Origin of the sequence: Allobosea sp. CS1GBMeth4 (assembly GCF_900185715.1) — a bacterium.
Taxonomy (GTDB): Bacteria; Pseudomonadota; Alphaproteobacteria; order Rhizobiales; family Beijerinckiaceae; genus Allobosea.
Genome location: NZ_FYAS01000003.1, coordinates 86,526 through 105,312 on the forward strand (window position 1 = coordinate 86,526; position 18,787 = coordinate 105,312).

General features: G+C 69.6%; 17 protein-coding genes. 4 read left to right on the forward strand and 13 right to left on the reverse strand.

Annotated elements, in window-relative coordinates; all coding sequences use genetic code 11:
• The first annotated feature begins 4 nt into the window (after positions 1 to 4).
• The 4 genes from dut to CS1GBM4_RS01780 all read left to right on the forward strand — a co-directional run bounded on the left by dut (position 5) and on the right by CS1GBM4_RS01780 (position 2,465).
• The gene (dut, locus tag CS1GBM4_RS01765) at positions 5 to 490 is read left to right on the forward strand and encodes a dUTP diphosphatase (protein ID WP_186416962.1); all 486 of its coding nucleotides are present in this window, start codon (positions 5 to 7) and stop codon (positions 488 to 490) included.
• On the forward strand, positions 487 to 939 hold the full coding sequence (locus tag CS1GBM4_RS01770; protein WP_186416963.1) for an Rrf2 family transcriptional regulator: 453 nt from the start codon (positions 487 to 489) through the stop codon (positions 937 to 939). Before dut ends, CS1GBM4_RS01770 begins: the two co-directional genes overlap by 4 nt.
• Positions 940 to 1,035: 96 nt before the next feature.
• A complete protein-coding gene (gene cysK, locus CS1GBM4_RS01775; protein ID WP_186416964.1) occupies positions 1,036 to 2,016 on the forward strand; it encodes a cysteine synthase A in 981 nt (326 codons plus the stop codon).
• Positions 2,013 to 2,465, forward strand: coding sequence for a GNAT family N-acetyltransferase (locus CS1GBM4_RS01780; RefSeq protein WP_186416965.1), 453 nt, complete (start codon positions 2,013 to 2,015; stop codon positions 2,463 to 2,465). Before cysK ends, CS1GBM4_RS01780 begins: the two co-directional genes overlap by 4 nt.
• 148 nt (positions 2,466 to 2,613) lie before the next feature.
• Here the strand turns inward: CS1GBM4_RS01780 and CS1GBM4_RS01785 are convergent, their stop codons facing one another.
• From CS1GBM4_RS01785 to CS1GBM4_RS01845, 13 genes are all read right to left on the reverse strand, one after another.
• On the reverse strand, positions 2,614 to 3,471 hold the full coding sequence (locus CS1GBM4_RS01785; RefSeq protein ID WP_186416966.1) for a VOC family protein: 858 nt from the start codon (positions 3,469 to 3,471) through the stop codon (positions 2,614 to 2,616).
• Positions 3,472 to 3,633: 162 nt separating this feature from the next.
• A complete protein-coding gene (locus CS1GBM4_RS01790) occupies positions 3,634 to 3,915 on the reverse strand; it encodes a hypothetical protein (RefSeq protein WP_186416967.1) in 282 nt (93 codons plus the stop codon).
• A gap of 160 nt (positions 3,916 to 4,075) precedes the next feature.
• Positions 4,076 to 5,110, reverse strand: coding sequence for a GSCFA domain-containing protein (locus CS1GBM4_RS01795; RefSeq protein WP_186416968.1), 1,035 nt, complete (start codon positions 5,108 to 5,110; stop codon positions 4,076 to 4,078).
• A gap of 147 nt (positions 5,111 to 5,257) precedes the next feature.
• Positions 5,258 to 6,718, reverse strand: coding sequence for a polysaccharide pyruvyl transferase family protein (locus CS1GBM4_RS01800; RefSeq protein ID WP_186416969.1), 1,461 nt, complete (start codon positions 6,716 to 6,718; stop codon positions 5,258 to 5,260).
• A complete protein-coding gene (locus CS1GBM4_RS01805) occupies positions 6,715 to 7,899 on the reverse strand; it encodes a hypothetical protein (protein ID WP_186416970.1) in 1,185 nt (394 codons plus the stop codon). The genes CS1GBM4_RS01800 and CS1GBM4_RS01805 overlap by 4 nt, the downstream gene beginning before the upstream one ends.
• Complete coding sequence (locus CS1GBM4_RS01810) at positions 7,896 to 9,107, reverse strand: polysaccharide pyruvyl transferase family protein (protein WP_186416971.1); 1,212 nt, start codon at positions 9,105 to 9,107, stop codon at positions 7,896 to 7,898. The genes CS1GBM4_RS01805 and CS1GBM4_RS01810 overlap by 4 nt, the downstream gene beginning before the upstream one ends.
• A 32-nt stretch (positions 9,108 to 9,139) precedes the next feature.
• Complete coding sequence (locus CS1GBM4_RS01815; protein WP_186416972.1) at positions 9,140 to 10,450, reverse strand: glycosyltransferase family 4 protein; 1,311 nt, start codon at positions 10,448 to 10,450, stop codon at positions 9,140 to 9,142.
• Entirely contained in the window at positions 10,447 to 12,627 is a 2,181-nt protein-coding gene (locus CS1GBM4_RS01820) for a hypothetical protein (protein ID WP_186416973.1), read from the reverse strand. The genes CS1GBM4_RS01815 and CS1GBM4_RS01820 overlap by 4 nt, the downstream gene beginning before the upstream one ends.
• A 4-nt stretch (positions 12,628 to 12,631) precedes the next feature.
• Positions 12,632 to 13,399 carry a hypothetical protein gene (locus tag CS1GBM4_RS01825; protein WP_186416974.1) on the reverse strand — a complete coding sequence of 256 codons (768 nt, stop codon included), beginning with the start codon at positions 13,397 to 13,399 and terminating at the stop codon, positions 12,632 to 12,634.
• Complete coding sequence (locus CS1GBM4_RS01830) at positions 13,396 to 14,649, reverse strand: glycosyltransferase family 4 protein (protein WP_186416975.1); 1,254 nt, start codon at positions 14,647 to 14,649, stop codon at positions 13,396 to 13,398. Before CS1GBM4_RS01830 ends, CS1GBM4_RS01825 begins: the two co-directional genes overlap by 4 nt.
• Complete coding sequence (locus CS1GBM4_RS01835) at positions 14,646 to 15,479, reverse strand: class I SAM-dependent methyltransferase (protein ID WP_186416976.1); 834 nt, start codon at positions 15,477 to 15,479, stop codon at positions 14,646 to 14,648. Before CS1GBM4_RS01835 ends, CS1GBM4_RS01830 begins: the two co-directional genes overlap by 4 nt.
• The gene (locus tag CS1GBM4_RS01840; protein ID WP_186416977.1) at positions 15,476 to 17,776 is read right to left on the reverse strand and encodes a glycosyltransferase family 2 protein; all 2,301 of its coding nucleotides are present in this window, start codon (positions 17,774 to 17,776) and stop codon (positions 15,476 to 15,478) included. The genes CS1GBM4_RS01835 and CS1GBM4_RS01840 overlap by 4 nt, the downstream gene beginning before the upstream one ends.
• Before the next feature lie 63 nt (positions 17,777 to 17,839).
• The gene (locus tag CS1GBM4_RS01845) at positions 17,840 to 18,607 is read right to left on the reverse strand and encodes a calcium-binding protein (RefSeq protein WP_186416978.1); all 768 of its coding nucleotides are present in this window, start codon (positions 18,605 to 18,607) and stop codon (positions 17,840 to 17,842) included.
• Positions 18,608 to 18,787 lie beyond the last annotated feature (180 nt).

The following is an 18,787-nucleotide window of genomic DNA, read 5'->3' on the forward strand; positions in this document are numbered from 1 at the left end:
GACGATGGCGACGCTGCGCATCCAACGCCTGCCGCATGCGCGGGACCTGAATCTGCCTGCCTACGAGACGGCCGGCGCCGCCGGCCTCGACCTGCGCGCCGCTCTGTCCGACGGCCCGCTGGTGCTGGAGCCGGGCGCCCGCCTGCTGGTGCCGACCGGATTGGTGCTGGAGCTGCCGCCGGGCAGCGAGGGGCAGGTCAGGCCGCGCTCCGGGCTGGCGCTACGCCATGGCGTCACCGTGCTGAACGCCCCCGGCACGATCGACGCCGACTATCGTGGCGAGCTCAAGGTGCTGCTGGTCAACCTCGGCGAGGCGCCGTTCATCATCGGTCATGGCGACCGCATCGCCCAGCTCGTCGTCGCCCCGGTGCTGCAGGCGACCGTCCAGGCGGCCGAGGAGCTGACTGGCACCCGGCGCGGCAGCGGAGGCTTCGGCTCGACCGGGGTCAGCGATGCGGCACCGCGCCGGGCCGCAGGGGGCAAGGCATGATCCAGACCTCGCGCCGCAGCCTGCTCGCCGTCGCCGCCGTGGTCGACATCGCCCTGCATGCGCGCCCGGCGCCGGTCGCGGCCAAGGCGTTGGCGGCGCGGCACGAATTGCCGCCGCGCCATCTCGAAACCGTGCTGCAGGCCCTGGTCCGGGCCGGCATCCTCAAAGGCGTGCGCGGGCCGCGCGGCGGCTACGAGCTCGCCAAGGAACGCCGCCGCATCACCGCCGGTGAGATCGTGCGCGCCGCGATGCAGGCGAATGCCGACGAAACCCTGCCGCCGCTGCCGCGTTCCGCCCTGGTCGACGCCGTGATCGGGCCGACGATGCAGCGCGCCATGGACGCCTGGCTGGCCGCGCTCGACGCCGTCACCGTGGCCGATCTCTGCCGCGACGCCGAAGCGCGCGCCGCCACCGGCAAGACCGCGATCACCGCAGATTTCACGATATGATATGTAGATTTCTCTATTACTCGACATATTTCGTGATTTGATGCTAGGCTGACAGCGAGGTTCACGCCACACGGATCAGAAGCAGGGAGGGCCGCCATGGCCGATTCAGCGCAGAAGCCCGGTACCGCCCATGTCCCCGGCCGCGGCCGCGTCTACAATTCGATCACCGACACGATCGGCGACACGCCGCTGGTCCGCCTGAACCGGCTCCCGGCCGAGCGCGGCGTCAAGGCGACGATCCTGGCCAAGCTCGAATTCTTCAACCCGATCTCGAGCGTCAAGGACCGCATCGGCGTCGCGATGATCGACGCGCTCGAAGCCTCCGGGGCGCTCAAGCCGGGCGGCACGCTGATCGAGCCGACCTCGGGCAATACCGGGATCGCGCTCGCCTTCGTCGCCGCCGCGCGCGGCTACCGGCTGATCCTGGTGATGCCCGAGACGATGTCGCTGGAGCGACGCAAGATGCTGGCCTTCCTCGGCGCCGAGCTCGTGCTGACGCCCGGCCCCGGCGGCATGCGCGGCGCGGTCGCCAGGGCCGAGGAGCTCAAGAACGAGATTCCGGGCGCGATCATCCCGCAACAGTTCGAGAACCCGGCCAATCCCGCGATCCACCGCAAGACCACAGCCGAGGAGATCTGGAACGACACCGACGGCGCGGTCGACATCGTGATCTCCGGCGTCGGCACCGGCGGCACCATCACCGGCGTCGGCCAGGTCCTGAAGGCGAAGAAGCCGTCCGTGACGATGATCGCGGTCGAGCCCGAGGATTCGCCGGTCCTGTCCGGCGGCCAGCCCGGCCCGCACAAGATCCAGGGGATCGGCGCCGGCTTCGTGCCGGGGATCCTCGACCGCGGCATCATCGACGAGGTCGTCACCGTCGGCAACCAGACCGCCTTCGAGACCTCGCGCGCACTCGCCAAGGCCGAGGGCATCCCGGCCGGCATTTCCTCGGGCGCGGCGATCGCCGCGGCGCTCGAGGTCGGTGCGCGGGCGGAGAACGCCGGGAAGACCATCGTGGCGATCATCCCCTCCTTCGCCGAGCGCTATATTTCGAGCGCGCTGTTCGAAGGGCTGTGATCCCGGCCTCCGTGCAGATCGTCCGGCTGAGCGAGGCTCTGCCGGGCGATCTGTCCGCGCTGCAGGAGGAAGCGGCGGCCGAGGGCTACCGTTTCGTCGAGGGCGTGCTGGAGGAATGGGATGCCGGCCGCTATGCGGGCACCGACGAGCGCAGCGCCCTCTTCGCAGCCTATCGGAACGGGGCCCTGGCGGCGGTCGGAGCGGTGACGCCCGACCCGTACGATCCGGCTCCCGACCTCCTGCGCATCCGCCATGTCTATGTCCGGCCGGGCTGCCGGCGCGAGGGCGTCGGCCGTGTCCTCGCCGGCGCATTGATCCAGCAGGGCCTCGCGCTGGCCCCGCGGCTGTCGCTCAACGCCGCCGATGCCGGCGCCGCCGCATTCTGGGAAGCGATGGGTTTCCGCCCGGACAGCGGCGGCACACGCCGCAGTCATCTCCTGGCCCGCTAAAGCAGTTTTCGATCAGGTAGCAGCGCGCGAACCCTCGCTGCGAGGGAGCGCAGCGACGAAGCAATCCAGCGGCAGCAGGCCTCCTTCCGGATTGCTTCGCTGCGCTCGCAATGGCGATTCGGTCCGATCGACAGGCGCTCCAGGGCGCTCAGCGCCGGAGCGTGATGCGGTTGCCCCAGGGATCGGCGGCGGAGGCGGCGTCGCCGCCGGCGGCCGCCATGCGCCGGCTGAGGGCGGCATAGGCCTCCTCGTCGCGCGCGACCAGCTCGAAACTCGACAGGCCGGCCTCGCCCTCCCGGCGCGGCCCGGCGCCGCGGCTGTGCCAGACATTGGCGGCGATGTGGTGATGGTAGCCGCCGGACGCCAGGAAGCTCGCGCCCGGATAATGCACCATCACGTCGAAGCCGAGCGCGTCGCGGTAGAACTTTTCCGCCAGCGCCACATCGCCGACGCGCAGATGGATGTGGCCCATCACCGTGCCCTCCGGCATGCCCGCATAGGGCCGGCCGTCGCCCTCGCGCAGCAGGGCGTCGAGATCGAGCCGTTCGGTCGCCATGGCGATGCCGCCGCCGTCGCGGCGCGGCCATTCGGCGCGGCGACGATCGCGATAGATCTCGATGCCGTTGCCTTCGGGGTCGGAGAGATAGAGCGCCTCGCTGACGAGATGGTCCGAGGCGCCTTCCAGCGGCACCGATGTCTCGGCCGCGTGGCGCAGCCAGTTGCCGAGCTCGCGACGCGAGGGCAGCAGGATCGCCATGTGGAACAATCCGGCGGCGGAGGACGGGTGCTGCGCCCCGGCTTCGAGCGTCACCAGCGCCTCGCCTCCGGCGCCGAGCACGGCCCGGCGGGCGTCTTGGCCGATCACCGAGAGCCCGATCGCATCGCGATAGAAGGCCGTCAGTCCGGCGAGGTCGCGCACGCGCAGCGAGACCGCGCCGATATGAACGGGCGCATCGAGCGCCTCGTTGCGGCTCTGACGAGCGAGGGTCTCCGCGGTTTCCGACATGATCTGCTCCGGATCTGCGGCCGCACGGCCGCTCCCCGCTAGATGGCGCTTCCGCCGGCGCTTGTCTTCCCCAAGCGGGACAAGACCGGGATTGCACCGACGCAATCGCACGACGCATGGCTGGCCCGGCCATGCCGCCCCCCCGGATTCCGGGGGCACTGCTCAGGTGGTACGGCCGACTTCGCGCGCGACTTCCGAGAACGCGCGCATCCCGCCTTCCGGGCGGGTCGCGATCGACAGGAAGCGGGCGGCGAAGGCCAGCGAGTCGCGCTGGCTCGGGCTGAGCTGCCCGCAGCGCTGCCGGTCCGCCAGCCCGGCCTGCTCCGCCTCCGCCAGGGCGGCCTCGAGCTGCGCCTCGCTCAGCGCGCCCGACGCCACCAGCGAGCGCAGCACGGCCGTGAAGGCCAGCAGCACCCCTTCGAGCTGTAGATTGGCGACGTTCATCTCGTCCTCCACCAGCCAGCGCCGGGCCTGTCCGGCGCCGCCATCGTTGCACGCTTCGGCCGGTCTTGTGACCGGCCCCGAAGCAACCCGCCCGGCGGAAAATTGTTCGATGGCGGAGGCCGGCCCGGCGCGGCCGGAACCGCGCGGCGCCCGCAAGGACTCAAGCCGCCTGCGACTGCTCGGCGGCCGGCAGATAGGCGTTCTGGAAGGTCGTCATCACATGCGCGACCATGTTGCGGGCAACATGGAGCTGGTCGTCCTCGAAGGCGATCGCCCGCGGCGAGTTGAGTACGATCTCGTAGCTCGGGAAGTAGTCGACGAAGTCGAAGCGGCGGAAGAGCTCTTCCGCGACGGCGCGCAGCACCGATTTCGAGGCGCTGTTGGCGACGATCACGTCGGCGTCCTTGAAGGTCGCGCCGAACGGCACCGGCGAGACGGTGACGACGAAGCGCATCTCCGGATGGCAGTGCTCGCGGATCAGCCCGATCATGTCGAGCATGTCGGCCAGGGTGGCGTCGTAGCCGTAATCGACGAAACGGAAACGCTCCGGCATGCGCTGCAGCCAGTTCGGCCCCGGATGGGCGTTCATGGCGATGCCGGTCTGCGCGTCGAGCCAGGTCTCGGTCAGGCCGAGCGTGAAGAAGCACAGGCGCGCCTGCCTGATCGTCGCCGTCGCCTGGGCGAGGCGCTTGCGGTTGGCGAAGGCGCTGTCGCGGTCGAGCAGCTTCAGGCCGCTGGCATGCGGGTCGAACCATTGCCCGGGGGCGAGCTCGATCAGGCCGTCATCGGGGTAGCTTTCGCCGCGCAGGACGCGCTTCAGCTCATGCGCCATCGAGCGCACGGAGTATTTGTTGAGCGCGCCGCGGGAGAGTTCGCCGCGATTGGCGCCGCCACCCCGGCCGGTCTCCTCGTTCCAGGTCTCGAAATGCTCGGCCGGCACGCCATGGCCGTCGAGCAGCAGCGACAGGCCGCGCGCCATCAGGATGTTCTCGACCTCGCGCGCGAAGCACGACCCCATGGTGAAGATCGGCCAGGACGGATCGATCTGGAATTTCGGCTTGTGCTCGACCGAGAGATAGCCGCCGGTGGTCAGCCGCTCCCGGGCCATCTTCTCGGGCTTGCCCGAGATCCAGCCGCGCACCGGATTGGCGCGCATGATGGCGAGGGCGGTGCCGGCATCGTATTCGATCTTCATGACCGTCTCCTGGGTTCGGTGAAACCATTCGGGCTCGGTACGTCGCGGACTTCGCAAGTCAGGGCCCGCGGCGCTCGCCGGGGCCCGGAGAGCTCCGGGGCGCTTCCCTGCAGCCGGCGCGATCTCCGTCGCGCCGATCCTTGCCTCTCACATGCGGTGGGGGATGCCGTTGCGGTCGAGGAAACCGCGCATGCGGTCATAGGAGCCGGCATAGCTCCTCGCGAGCGCGTTCAGCGCCGCCTCCTGGTAGACGGCGCGCCAGCCGCCTTCGGCCAGCGCCGCCTCCGGCACGACGGGGATCTTCAGCGTCTCGGCGAGTTCCTGGCTGCGGGTGTCGTAGGCGACGAGCACGCCCGGGACGCCATGCGCGACGGCCGGCAAGACGCCATGGACGCGGTAGCCGACGGCGAGATCGAGCGAGCGGGCGAATTCGTCGTAGCGCTCGACGTCGAAGAAGGAGAACAGCTGGTTCTCGTAGATGCGCCGCATCGGCGAGTCGTCCGGGCCGTCCCACCACCCGGTCCTGACGAATTCGGCGACCGCCTTCTCCTTCGCCGCGGCGTCGCGCAGGAAGAAGGCCTTCTCCTCCTGCTCGCCATGCGAGGACATCACCATCTCGCTCTGGGCGTCGACCTTGAGCAGGGCGGCCTTCTGGTTGCGCAGATAGGCTTCGGGATCGGCGGTGTAGCTCTTGTCGGCCTCACGGCGCAGGCTGAAGGCGACCTTGCGGATCTCGCGCTGATCGGGGACCCGGATCCTGAGGTCGCGATTGCGCGTGCGGAAGATCGAGGGGCAGCCGACGACCTCGACATTGCGGATGCCGTTCTGGCGCAGGGTCTCGGCGCTGAAGGCGCCGCGCACGCCGATCGAGGCGCAGCGCTCGGCGACGATCGACCAGAAGCGCCTGGAGGGTTCGGGCAGCTCGATCCTGCGGTTCTGGCTGGCCTGCGCGCCGACGCCGATGGCGTAGACCGGCAGCTTGACCTTCTCCAGCACCTCGACGGCGCGGAACCATTCCATGTTCTCGTGGATGAAGTTCGAGCCGCGCACGAAGACGAAGTCGAACTCGCTGGCATAGCGCTCGATGTCGGCTTCCGTCGGGGACATGATCTTCATCGGCTCGAGATGCGCATAGCGCAGGAGCTTCAGCGTCGAATCGTAGACGATCATGTCGCCGATGTTGAAATAGTCGCTGAGCAGCTTCTCCATCGGCGCGCGATACCAGCGCACCTTGTCGTGCTCATGGACCTCGCCGGCGGGATAGATCACCAGCGCGCGCAGCTTGGTCTCGGTCGCGATCGGACGCAGGTTCGAGCCCGGGGCGAGCGTGCCTGTGGCTGCATCGGCGACCGCGACCGAGTGGGGACGCCCGGCGGGCAGGCGCGGCAGCGGGATCGTCAGTTCGGCGAGATCGGCCTCGCCGGTGACGATCGCGCCGGGATGGATGGTGGCGTAATCCTGCCCGTCCAGCATCAGCCTGAGCGCCGGCCAGCTCCGATCGGGCCGGCGCCCGACGGCGACGACGACCTCGCCGGTGGTGGCGCGCAGGATCCTGGTGGCGTTGTCGGCCGAGACCACCTGGCCGAGATCGAGCACGGGCGCGTTCATGACCCCTCCTTGACGAACTGCACCTTGAGACGGACCAGGTCACGATCGGGGCCGAGCTTGCAGTCGGCGACCTTCATCCTGGTCATGAAGAGATAGGCCTCGTCGCCGGTCGTCTCGAAATTGCGCGAGCGCGAGGCGGGATCGGCGAGCGCGCCATAGCCGTAGCGCAGCCGGTCGCTGCAGTTCCTGCTCCACATGGTCGGATGCACCATCAGCGTCTGCAGCGGCGACCAGCGGACGAGGTCGTCGGACCAGCTATAGGCGACGCGGCCGCCGGCGATGTTCTGGCCGGGGTCTGGCCCGAGATGGAAGAGGGCGAGCCATTTCCCGCTCGGCTCGTGCCGGGTCAGCGAACCGACTGTGGTCGGCAGCGGCTTCAGCGTCTGGCAGGGCCGCGCCTGGCTGAGATCGTCGCGATAGGGATCGACCGCGCGGATGGTGAAATCCTGGCCGTCGAAGGCGCGCCAGGAGGTCGGATCCTTGATGTTGGTCGACCGGAACAGGCAGACACCGTTCTTCTGCCCCTCGCCGCCGGTCGTCATGATCAGCGCGTACCAGGCGCCGTCCTTCTGGACGATGTTGGAGGGATTGAAGAAGCCGCGATGCCGGCCCTGGCCGACCTCCTGGGGAAAGCCGGGCGCCGCTACCAGCGCGCGCGGCTCGTCGGTCCTGAAGCTCAGGCCGCCATCGCTCGACCGGGCCGCGGTGACGACGTTGTACCAGCAGCTCATCGCATCCTTGAAGCGGCAGGCGCCGGGATGCTTGTCGGCATGGTATTCGGCGTGCACCAGCGCCTCGACATTGCGGCCATCGCCGGTCCAGGTCGCGGCGATCCAGCTCTTGTCGCTGAACTGGCTCGGATCGGCGCTGTTCCTCGCCTCGAAGGAGACCGCGCAGCTCTTGCGGATCGTGGCGAGGCTGCCGCCGATCAACGGCCGGCTGCGGTAATGGCTGGCGAAGGCGACGACCTCGCCCTTGCTGTCGCGGAAGGCGCGCAGCGGCGCGTCCGGCAGGTCCCATTCCTCGCAGCGCTCGCGCGCCCAGGAGACGACCGTCTCCTCCTTCGCGTCGGGCGCGATCTCCAGCCGATAGTTCGGCGCCCGGGTTTGCGCAGCCGCGGGCGCCGCCAGCAGCAGAGCGACGGGCAGCAGCCAGGCCCGGGCGAGGCGGGCGCTCCTCATGCCACCTTCCTTTCCGGCTCCTTGGCCGTGGGGGCAGGCGGGACCGGCGCGGCCGCCTGCGGCTGCACCATCTTGTGAGGGATCCTGTTCTCGCTGAGGAAGGCGCTCATCGCGCCGTAGACGCGGGCATAGGCCGCGTTGAAGCGGTCGAAGCGCGCCTGGTCCCAGTAGTCCTCGAGGCTGAACGGCGTGTCGCCGAAGACGTCGACGCTCGGGATCTGGAAGGTCTCGGCGAATTCGACGGTCCGACTGTCATAGGTGAAGTAGATCGCCGGCGTGCCGTTGGCGAGCGCCATCAGATTGCCGTGCAGCCGGTAGCCGAGGACGAGATCGAGCTTGCGGACGAGCTGCTCGTAATCGGCGACCACGTCCGAATAGAACATCCGGTCGCGGTAGAGCCCTTCCATGCGCTCGTCGAGATACCATTCTGCCGCCCAGCCGTTCTCGCGCAGGGCGGCCATGCCTTCCAGCTTCTGCTCGGGTGTGCCGAGGGCGAGCTTCTTCTCCTCGACCTCGCCCTGGGACATGAGGGTGACCTCGAAGCGCTCCGCCATCGCCTTCACCAGATCGCGGTGGAAGGTGAGATAGCGCTTGATGTCCTTGGCGTAGAGCTTGGAGACCTCGCGACGCAGCGTGACGCCGACCTGCTTGACCGCGTCGAGCGCCGGCAGGCGGATGGCGAGGTCGGGCCGGTTGCTGCGGAAGGCGGTCGGGCAGCCGATGATCCGGACGTTGCGGATGCCGAGCCCGTTCATCACCTCGGCCGAATAGGTGCCGCGCACCCCGAGCGAGGCGGTCGAGTCCGCGATCAGCCTGAGGACGGTCTTGCTGTCCTCGCTGAGCTCGAGCCTGCCGCTGACCGGCGCCTGCGCCCCGATGCCGAAGGCGATCACCGGCAGCTTCAGCCGGCGCAGCACCTCGGCGGTGCGGCTCCAGTCCATCTGGGCGTGCACATAGTTCGAGCCGCGCAGGAAGACATAGTCGAACTCGGCGTTGAACCGGTCGATCTGCGCCTGGTCGACGCTGGTGATCGGCAATTCCTCGATCGTCTCGAAATCGAGCAGCTTCAGCGAGGAATCGAAGACGAAGGCGTCGCCGATATTGTGGTAGTGGTCGATATGGCTCTGCAGCCGGGCGTGCTCGTACCAGCGCACATTGTCGTGGTCGTAGACCTCCCCCGACGGGCTCATCACGAGGATGCGGGCCATGGGTGCGTTCTCCCTTGTTATCTGCGCGCAGCTCACGCGATCATCGGCGCGGCGACGCGATTGGCCGAAGCCGGCGTGCCCCGCTCGGCGATCAGGCGCTGATAGAGCGCAAGATGCCGGTCGGCGCAGTCGACATGGCTGAGCGGCTTCCTGATGCCTGCGCGCAGGCGCTCCCAGAGCCCGGGCTCGCTCAATGCCCGGGTCATGCAGTCGACGAGATCCTCCGGGCTGCCGGAGCGGAAATGCAGGCCGTCGACCTCGTCGGTGATCTTCTCGGCCATGCCGCCGAGATTGCTGGAGAGGATCGGGCGGCCGTGGAAGAAGGCCTCCTGGATCACGATTGGCGAGTTCTCCCACCAGACCGAGGGCATCACCACCCAGTCGACCGAGCGCATCAGGTCGGGCATCTCGTGGTTCTGGAAGGCTCCGCAGAAGCGCACGCGCCGGCCGGCGGCCTCGACCAGCTCGGCGAATTTCTTCTTGTAGGCCTCCGGCTGCCGGTCGAGATTGCCGCCATAGACCAGCAGCACGCTGTCCTCGCCCCAGACCTGCTCCGGGATGCGGGTGACGGCGTCGAGCAGCACGTCCGCGCCCTTGTAGGGCGTGAGCTGGCCGAAATAGGCGAAGCGCGAGCGCCGTTTCTCGCCCTCCGGCAGGGGTCGCGGCGGCGCCGCCTCGGCGACGTCGATGCCGTTCTCGATCACCGAGAAGCGCTCGGCCGCGAGCCCCCATTGCTGGTAGCGCTCGGCCAGGAAGCGGCTCGGCGAGACGAAATGGTCGGCGAGATTGAGGATGCCCTTGATGAAGGTCTCCCGCGCCAGGAAGCGCGAGGGCGCGATGTCGGGGAAGCAGGCGTTGCAGTCGCTCGGCGAGGCCCGGTAGCAGAGCTTGAAGGCGCCGGTCTTCACCATCTGCCCGTGATGGTGGCAGATCGACAGATATTCGTGGAAGGTCACGACGATCAGCGCGTCCGGCAGCGTGTCGCGCACCGCGAACAGGCATTCGAGGCCGAGGCCGATGAAGTGGTGAAAATGCACCACATCCGGCTTGAGATCGCGCAGCACGCGCACGAAGTCGCGCTCGATCTCCTCGGTCGCCCGGTTCGACAGCAGGAAATGGTCGTAGTCCTCGGCGTAGTAGAGCAGTTCGCCGCCGCGCTGGCGCAGGCTCATCAGGGCCGTGCCGGCATGGCGCGGCGTCGGCGCGCCGACCCGGGCGAGATAGTGGGTGTCGACCTCCGGCCTGGCCTGGAAGCCCTTGTGCAGGTTGTAGGAGGCGATCTCGGCGCCACCGAGCGAGAAGGAGGGGTGGCCGTGCGAGACGACGAGGATACGCATGCTCATCCTCTCATGTTGGAAATGGCGAGGGCCCAGCGCCGGTCGAAGCTCGCGCGGTCGGCGAGGCTGATCAGCGCGCCGACATGCGGCCGGGACTCGGCGTCCTCGACGACATAGACCTCGACCTCCGGGACCCAGAGCGAGGGCACTCCGTTCATCCGGAGCTTCAGGCAGAGATCGAGGCCCTTCTCGCCGGTGGTGAAGTAGCCGCGCGAGAAGCCGTCCGCCTCGAGGAAGGCGTTGCGCGACATGACGCAGCATTCGGTGGCGCCGGCGGCGACCTCCATCGGCCCGAGGCTGCCGATCGCATCCAGCGGATAGCCGACGAAGCGATTGTAGACACGCCGTCCGGCGCCCTCGCCCTCGAGCCAGGCGCCGGCCCAGCGGATGGAATTGTCCTCGAACAGCAAGGTCGGGCTGGCGACGCAGTGCCCGCCGCGGCCGCGATAGGCGCGCTCGAGCCGCCCGAGCCAGCCGGGCATGCGGATCTGGGCCGCACCGGACAGCAGCGCCACCGTCTGGAACCGGCAGGCGCGCACGCCGGCTTCGAGCGCGTCGCACGTATCCTCGACGCCCTCGACCAGGACGAGCCGGAGCTGGAGCCCGTAGAAGCGCGCCAGCCGGCGCGCCTCGGCGCCGAGCCGGTCGAAGCTCTCGCCGGGAGCGGCGACCACGATCGGCAGCGACCTCACCTCCGGGTCGATCGCGAGCAGGGCGAACAGGCTGGAAAGCTCGCGCTGGCGCTGGTCGAGGCCGATCACCAGGCCCAGCGCCGCATCGGCGTTGAAGCTGCCGGTGTCATGCGTCTCGATCGCCCTGGGCGGCGCGATCTCGGCGGCCTGCAACGCCGGCGCGATCTGCTTCTCGACCACGGCCGCGGCGGTCGAGGAGCGCGGATCGAGCAGGCCGAAGACCCGCTCCAGCGCACGCCGCGCCGGGCTGCGCCCGGGCGCGAGCGGCAGGAAGGCCGGCCCATGCCCCGCGACCTCGAATTCGAGATAGAGCGGCTGGCCCGGCTCCGGCAGCAGCTTCGGGGCGAAGACGATGAAGCCGTGGCTGTTGCGCCGGCTCGCCATGGCCGGGCCGAAGCGCGGATCCTCGGCGAAGGCGGCGGTGACGTCCGGCCGCGCCGCCCGCGTCCAGATCTTGTCGACGGCGCAGGATTGCGTGCCGCTGCGCAGCATGACCTCGCCGGTGAGGCGATCGGGATCGAACAGCCAGCCGATCACGAGCACGCCGGAGCCCTCGACGATGGTGGCGTCGTCGATACCGGCGCGCACCGGCTGGTCGAGGAAGGAGACGGTGTCGCGCCCGTCGAAGCGCTGCGAGGCCTGCTTCAACTTCTCCGCGGTCGCCGGCGGCGCCGTGCCGCGCTGCAGCCCGTCGCGGAGATGGCCGGGTACGGTGATCTGCTCGAGCAGGACATGGCGGTCATAGACCTCGAGCGCGCGCCAGCCGTCATTGGCGCGGAAGAACAGCCGCTCGATCTCGCTGGGGTGGCGGATGACGCAGTCCTCCAGCAGCCCGAAGAAGCCGCGCGCGCCCTCGCCGAGATCGTCGCGCTCGAAGGTCCCGGCCTCCAGCACCGCCGGCGAGAGCCCGCCATGGGCGATCAGCAGCTTGGTCCGGCCGGCGGCGAAGTTGGAGGTCCAGCCCTGCAGGAAGATGCCGTCGTCGAGCGGCCCCATCACCTCGACGAAGCCGCCCGGCTTGGCCACCGATTGCAGCAGCATGCCGACGGCGCGCAGGCGCCGCGGATTCGGCTTGCCGGACAGGAGCACCTCGAGCAGGCCGTCGACGACGGTCGGGAAGGCATGGCCGGACTCGTCGGCGAGCATGCCGAGGAAGGTCTGCAGCGGCATCGGCTTCGGCGCGAGGATCAGCCGCAGCGGCCGTCCGGGCCGACCGAGCAGGATCGCGCCGGCACCGGCACGGTCCGGCGCGGGGGCGGGCGCCAGGCAGAGGAACCCGACCGCCTGCGTCGCGTCGGCCTGGGGCCGGCGCCAGGTCAGCGCCATGGTCTCGACCTTGTTGCGCGGATTGCCGTCGACCGCGACCGGCACCTTGCCGGGCAGCGCGTCGCAGGCGCTCATCACCAGGATCGCGTTCTCGCCCAGCGGGGTCCAGGCGACGGTCGGCGCCGGGCTGACCCTGGTCCGCTCGGGAATGATGACCTCGTTCATCGCTTCACCCGCCCATCAGAGTGACGGCCAGCGTGGCGAAGGAGAGCAGTGCCGCCAGGCCCGACAGGAAGCCGAGGACGACCGTGACCTGCCGAAGCGGCGCCTTGGCTTCCTTGCGGATCGCGACGAGCCGGTCGTCGAAGGCGCGCAGCGTCTGGTCGAAGCGCATCTGGAAGACATCGAGCTCGGCGAGCCGCGCCGCGATCGCGCCGTGTCCCTCGGCCTCTTCGGATTGCTTCGCCTGCGCCTCGCGCTGGCGGTGTTCCGTCAGGCGCTCACCGAGCTCGCCGACCTTGTCGAGCAGCTCCTTCTGGGTCAGCTGCGAGCGCCGCTGCAGCGCGATCAGCGCCTCGACCCGGTCGAAGAAGCGAGCGAGCGGCACTGCGATCGCCGCCTCCGCCGCGAGCTCGGCCGGCGGCGGCAGACGCAGCTCGAGCTCGGCGCCGGTGCTCGGCGAGACGCCGACGATGGTCAGCGCCTCGCGCGCCGCGGCCGTGCGGTCGTCGAGCTCCATCGCGAAGGCGTGCTTGCCGTCGCCGATGCCGTTGCGGCGCAGGTCGATGCGGCCCTGGTCGGCCACCGCCTCCTGCACCGTGACGCCGTCGCGCAGCAGGCGCACGGCGAGCCGCTCCTCGGGACGCGCCTCGTCCCAGATCCAGCCGTGCAGCCGGTTGCCGTCGAGCGCGTCGACGCGCCCGTTGAGCCGGGCCGGGGTAAGGCTCGCCTCGGGCACCGTTCCGTCCGGACTGTGCATCGTCGTCATGCCGGTCATGCCGCCTCCGCCAGCTTGAGTTGATCGAACAGGGCAAGATGCGCCTGCGCGCAGACCTCCATGCCGGGACTAGGCTCGATGCCGTCGACGAGGCGGCGCCAGAGCCCGTCCTCGCGCGCGGCCCGCTGCATCACCTGCGCGAGATGGCGCGGATCGCCCGGGCGGGCATGCAGCCCGTCGACGCCGTCGCGGACCATCTCGGCCATGCCGCCGATATTGCTGGCGATCACCGGCCGCAGCTGCTGGAAGGCTTCCTGGATGACGAGGGGCGCGTTCTCGTACCAGATAGAGGGCATCACCACCCAGTCGATCTCGGCCATCAGCGCCGGCATCTCGTCGCGGCGATAGGGCCCGCAATGCACCACCTCGGCGCCGGCTCCGGCCAGCGCCTCGTCCAGGGCGGAGATGAAAGCTTCGCTCTGGAACGGCGCGCCGCCATGGATGCGGAGCTCGAAACCGTCGGCGCCCTGCCCGCGCATGAGCTTCGCCGCTTCCAGCAGCGGCAGCACGCCCTTCCACGGGTTGAGGTTGCCGAAATAGCCGAAGCGGTTGCGGGCGCCATGGGTGTGCCGGTGCGGCACCGGGTTCCGGGCCGGGCGCGCATTGGCGACGACCTCGATCTTGTCGCCCGGCAGGCCCCAGTCGACATAGCGCTGACGCAGGAAACGGCTCGGCGCGACGAAGCGGTCGACGGCGGCGAGATGCGTCTTGAGGAAGCGCTCGCGCAGCAGGAAGCGGTCCGGCCCGATCTCCGGGAAGCAGCCATGGCAATTGGCGGGCGAGGCGCCGGGGCAGCGCTGGCGGTCGCTCGCCCGCAGCATCAGCCCGTCATGATGGCAGATCGGATAGTAGTCATGCAGTGTCATCACGATCGACGCCTGCGGCAGGAGCCGCCGCGCCAGCGCCAGGAACTCGGCGCCGATCAGCACGAGATGGTGGACGTGGACGACGTCCGGCCGGAACTCGGTCAGCAGCGCGCCGAGATCCTGCAAGGTGCCGTAATGATCGATCTGGCTGAGATGGAAGCGGTCGAAATGGCCGCTCCACAACAGCAGGTCGCCATCCGCGCCGGTGGCCTGGAAGGCGGTGCCGGGATGCGGCTCGCGGTGGACTGCGTTGGTCGCGCCGAGGAAGAGCACCTCGCAGCCCTCGGCGCGATAGGCTCTCGCCAGATCATGGGCAAAGATCTCGGTACCGCCGGGATGGAGATCCGGGTGATTATGGGCGACGACCAGGATGCGCCGGCTCATCGCGCGCCTCCCGGCTTCACCGCGACCAGCAGATCCTGGTAATGGGCGGCGTTCCGGCCGCGCCAATGGCCGGGGTCGAGCCGCTCCACGGCGAAGCCCGCTCGCGTCGCATGCTCGAGCAGGAAGCCGGCATCGATGCCGGCCGCGGCCAGGGGGGCCTCCTCGATCGCGTACCAGCCCGGCCCCTCGCCCCAGCGCCGGAATTTCAGGCGCTCCTGGCCGGTGATCTGCCCGTCGAGCGCGAAGGCGGTGAGGAAGAGACGTCCGCCCGGGGCCAGCAGCCGCGCCGCCTCGTCGAGATAGACCACGAGTTCGTCCGGCGGCAGGTGCGTCGCCACCGAGATCATGGTGATGAAGTCGAAGCTCTGGTTTGCGAAACCGAAGCGCACCTCGTTGCCCGGCAGCGAGCCCTGCGGGTTGTAGAGCGGATGGGCGATGTCGAGGCGCTGGAAACGAAAACGCGGATAGGCGGGCGTGATCGTCTGGGCGCACCAGAGGATGCCGTCCATCACCGGATCGACGCCGTCATAGCTGCCGCGTTCCGGGTCGAGATACTGCGTCAGCGGCACCGCCATGCGGCCGATGCCGCAGCCGATGTCGAAGACGCGCTCATGCGGCTGCAGCCTGCCGATGCGGACGAAATGGCCGAGGAACTCGGCGCCGATGGCGCGATAGTCGCCGTCGCCGACGAAGATCGAATCCGGCGGCGGGTGCGGCAGGAAGCGGTTCGTCTGGACATGGGCCATGAGCCAGGCGAGCTCGGGCGTCGCCGGCGCGGGGGCGGAAGCCGGATCCGGCATGGTCTGTCGCAAGGCCAGGGTCGCCGTCATGCCGCTGTCGCCCTCCTGAGATTGGCGCGGGAGAGAAGAAATTCGGGATCGGGACGCAGGCCCGGCGCCGGCACGGACTGCTGCTGCGGTGCCGGGTTGTCGACCGCCGCCATCAGCGCCGCGATCTCGCTGTCCCAGCGCCTGGTCTGGAGCCAGGAATTGTGCTGCGAGGCGACGCCGCGCGTGTAGTCGAGGCTCTTCGAGATCGACTGGCGCTCGAGGTGGTAGAGCTGGACGCTCGGGACATAGACCACGCCGAGTCCGGCGCGGGCGATCTTCAGGCAGAGATCGCTGTCCTCGTAATCGCCGATGACATAGGCGTCGTCGAAGCCGCCGATCTCCATGAACAGCGCCCGCGGCAGGACGATGCAGGCGCCGGTGACGCCGGGAACCGGGCGCTCGACATTGGCCGGAGCATAATGGCCCGGCATGCCCTTGAAGTAATGATGGTTGAGCCAGGTGCCTTTGCTGTCGCGCTTGAAGTAGAGGCCGGCATGCTGCAGCGAGCCGTCGTCATAGAGCAGCTTCGGGCCGACCGCGCCGGTGCGCCGATGCGGCTCGAGCCGCTGCAGCAGCGCCGGCAGCCAGCCTTCGCCGGTCGGGATCACGTCCGAATTGACGAAGGCGAGCGCTTGGCCGCGCGAGACCCGGGCGCCCGCGTTGCAAGCGGCCGAGAAGCCGCCATTGCGGCCCATCACCACGAGCTGCATCGGCAGGCCATAGGCGAGGAAGAGCCCGCCGAGCAGGTGGTGGACCTCGGCCTCGTGCTCGGGCGAATCGAGCACGTAGACCAGCTCGGCCTTCTCGGCGAACCAGCGATCGGCGGCGAAGGCCGAGACCTGGACGCGCAGGAAATCGTAGACGCGGTAGAGCGGAATCACCACCGAGACGGCCGGGCTGGCCGGCCCCTTGCCGAAGCTCCTCAGCCGCGGCTCCGGCAGGGTCTCGCGCAACGCCTGCTGGCATTCGGCCAATACCGGCGCGATGGTGCGTTCCAGCATCCGCGCATCGAGGTGCTGCGGCGGAATCGCGGCCAGAGCGCGGGCGCGGACCGCCGTCGCATCGACCGGCTGCACCGCCGGGCGCAGGAACAGGGAGGTGCCCGATTTCAGCCTGAGCTCCACCCGCGGCTGCAGCACGGGCGCGCCGGAAGCGTAGCCGGGCACGAACGCCGCAAAGCCGGTGGCCCGCTTCACATCGCCTGTGGATCCGGCCGGCAGCAGCGCCGGGAAGCGGTCGAGCCGCTCGAGTACCGCCATCGGCTCGCCCTCGGAGCGATGCAGCAGCATCTCGTCGAGCAGGCCGTCGGGATCGCGATACCAGCCGCCGAGCAGCAGGCCGGCGGGCGTCGTCACCGCGAGGTCGAGCTCGGCGGAAGTCAGGTCGTCATTGCGCCGGACGCTCTGGACCGGCAGCGGCAGCCGCCGCTGCATCTCGACCGCCAGCAGACGCCCCTGCTCCGAGAGGCCGGCGAGCTGCTCGACGAGCCAGCTGCGCAGGCCGTCGCGGCTGCTCGCCTTGCTGTTCCACCAGCGCCCGAGCGAGGGAACGTCCTGCCGGGCGGTCACGGTGCGAACGATGAGGCCGGCCTCGCTCTGCAGGATCAGCGTGCCGCCGGCCTGCGGCGGGAACTCGTCGACGATCAGGTGCAGGGCGCGATTGCCGGCGCGGTCGGCACGGCCGAGCCGCGGGCGGGCAGAGAGGCGCGACAGCCCGCCCGGATCGAGACGGTAGCAGGCGCGCACTCCGGTGAGGCGGCCCGGCACCGAGGATTCCAGCAGCACCTTGCCGTCGGCGAGCCTGGCGACGGGCGTAGCCGACGCCGGCTTGTGCGCGAGGATCAGCAGGAACTGGCGCAGGAATCCGAGATAGCCCGCACTCTCGCCCAAGCCGAACAGGCCGGGCCAATGGCCGACCAGCGCGTTCGCCAGCGTGCGGCGCGCATCCGGCGTGGCGTCGCGGAGGAGGTCCTCCGCATCGGCCATGCCGTGGACCAGATCCGGGTCGAAGCGGGCCGTGGTGTCGCCGGCGGGATTGTCGTCCGACAGCGTCGCGACGACCTCGCCGGGACCGCCATGACGGAAGGCGGCGACGGCGCGCAGGCGCCCGTCGCCGAGCGCGAGGACGACCGAGGCCGAGACGAGCCGCCTGTCACGCGCCGCGAGGGCGATGCGGGGCCGCGCGAGCACGGGCGTTTCGATGGTCCAGCTCAGCAGGAAGACCGAGCCGCTCAGCCTGGACAGATGCAGTTGCGGACTCAGACCGTCCGCCACCGACAAAGGCGCGAGAGAGAGCATGGGCGCTGTGTTCCGTGAGGACATGGGGCGGCGCCGGCCGGATGGGGCCGGCGCCGCGTTGCGTCAGGCGACCGTGAAGTAGGAGTTCGGATCGGCCTGGATGTCCTCGGCAGTGACGCCGACGATGGTCACGGTGTCGCCATGGCCGAGATCGACGACGGCATTGCCGTTGACGGTGACGGCGCGCGCCGCCACGTCGGCCGCGGAGCCGATGTCGGTGCCGTTGATGCCGTTGGCGATCTGCAGCAGATCCTGCCCGGCCTCGAAATCGAGCACGAGGTCGTTGCCGCCGCCGCCGTTGAAGACGAAGACGTCGTCGCCCGCGCGGCCGGCGAGAACGTCGTCGCCCGCGCCGCCGAACAGCAGATCCTCGCCCGCGCCGCCCTGGAGGATGTCGTTGCCGGCACCGCCCTGGAGGATGTCGCTGCCCGCGCCGCCCTGCAGGACGTCGTCGCCACGCCCGCCGAGCAGGACGTCGTCGCCGAGGCCGCCACGGAGCACGTCGTCACCGTTGCCGCCGGCCAGGACATCGTCACCCGCGCCGCCAGTGAGGACGTCCTCGCCATTGCCGCCGGAGAGGAAGTCGTCGCCATCGCCGCCGAGCAGGGCATCATCGCCATTGCCGCCGAAGAGGGCGTCGTCGCCCGCGCCACCGGAGAGGAAATCGTCGCCGCCATCACCGAAGATGATGTCGTCGCCGTCCTCACCGAAAGCCGTGTCGTCGCCGTTGCCGCTTCTGACGAAGTCATCGCCGGCGCCAGCATGGACCACGTCACTGAAGCGTGTCCCAATCAAGAAATCGTCGAATGCGCTGCCTTCGATCGTGGCCATTCGTCACCTCCTGGGTGGATCTGAGAGCACCGCCAGAATAATGGGCGTCGTTTGTCGCCTACTCTGGCTCGTGGTGCAGTTCTGACGGCGAACCAAAGCCCGCCATCGTTCGACGACCGGGAGAGTAGCCAATATATGTGTCGCATCAAGCAATCTATTATGACTTTTTTGCGATGCAGC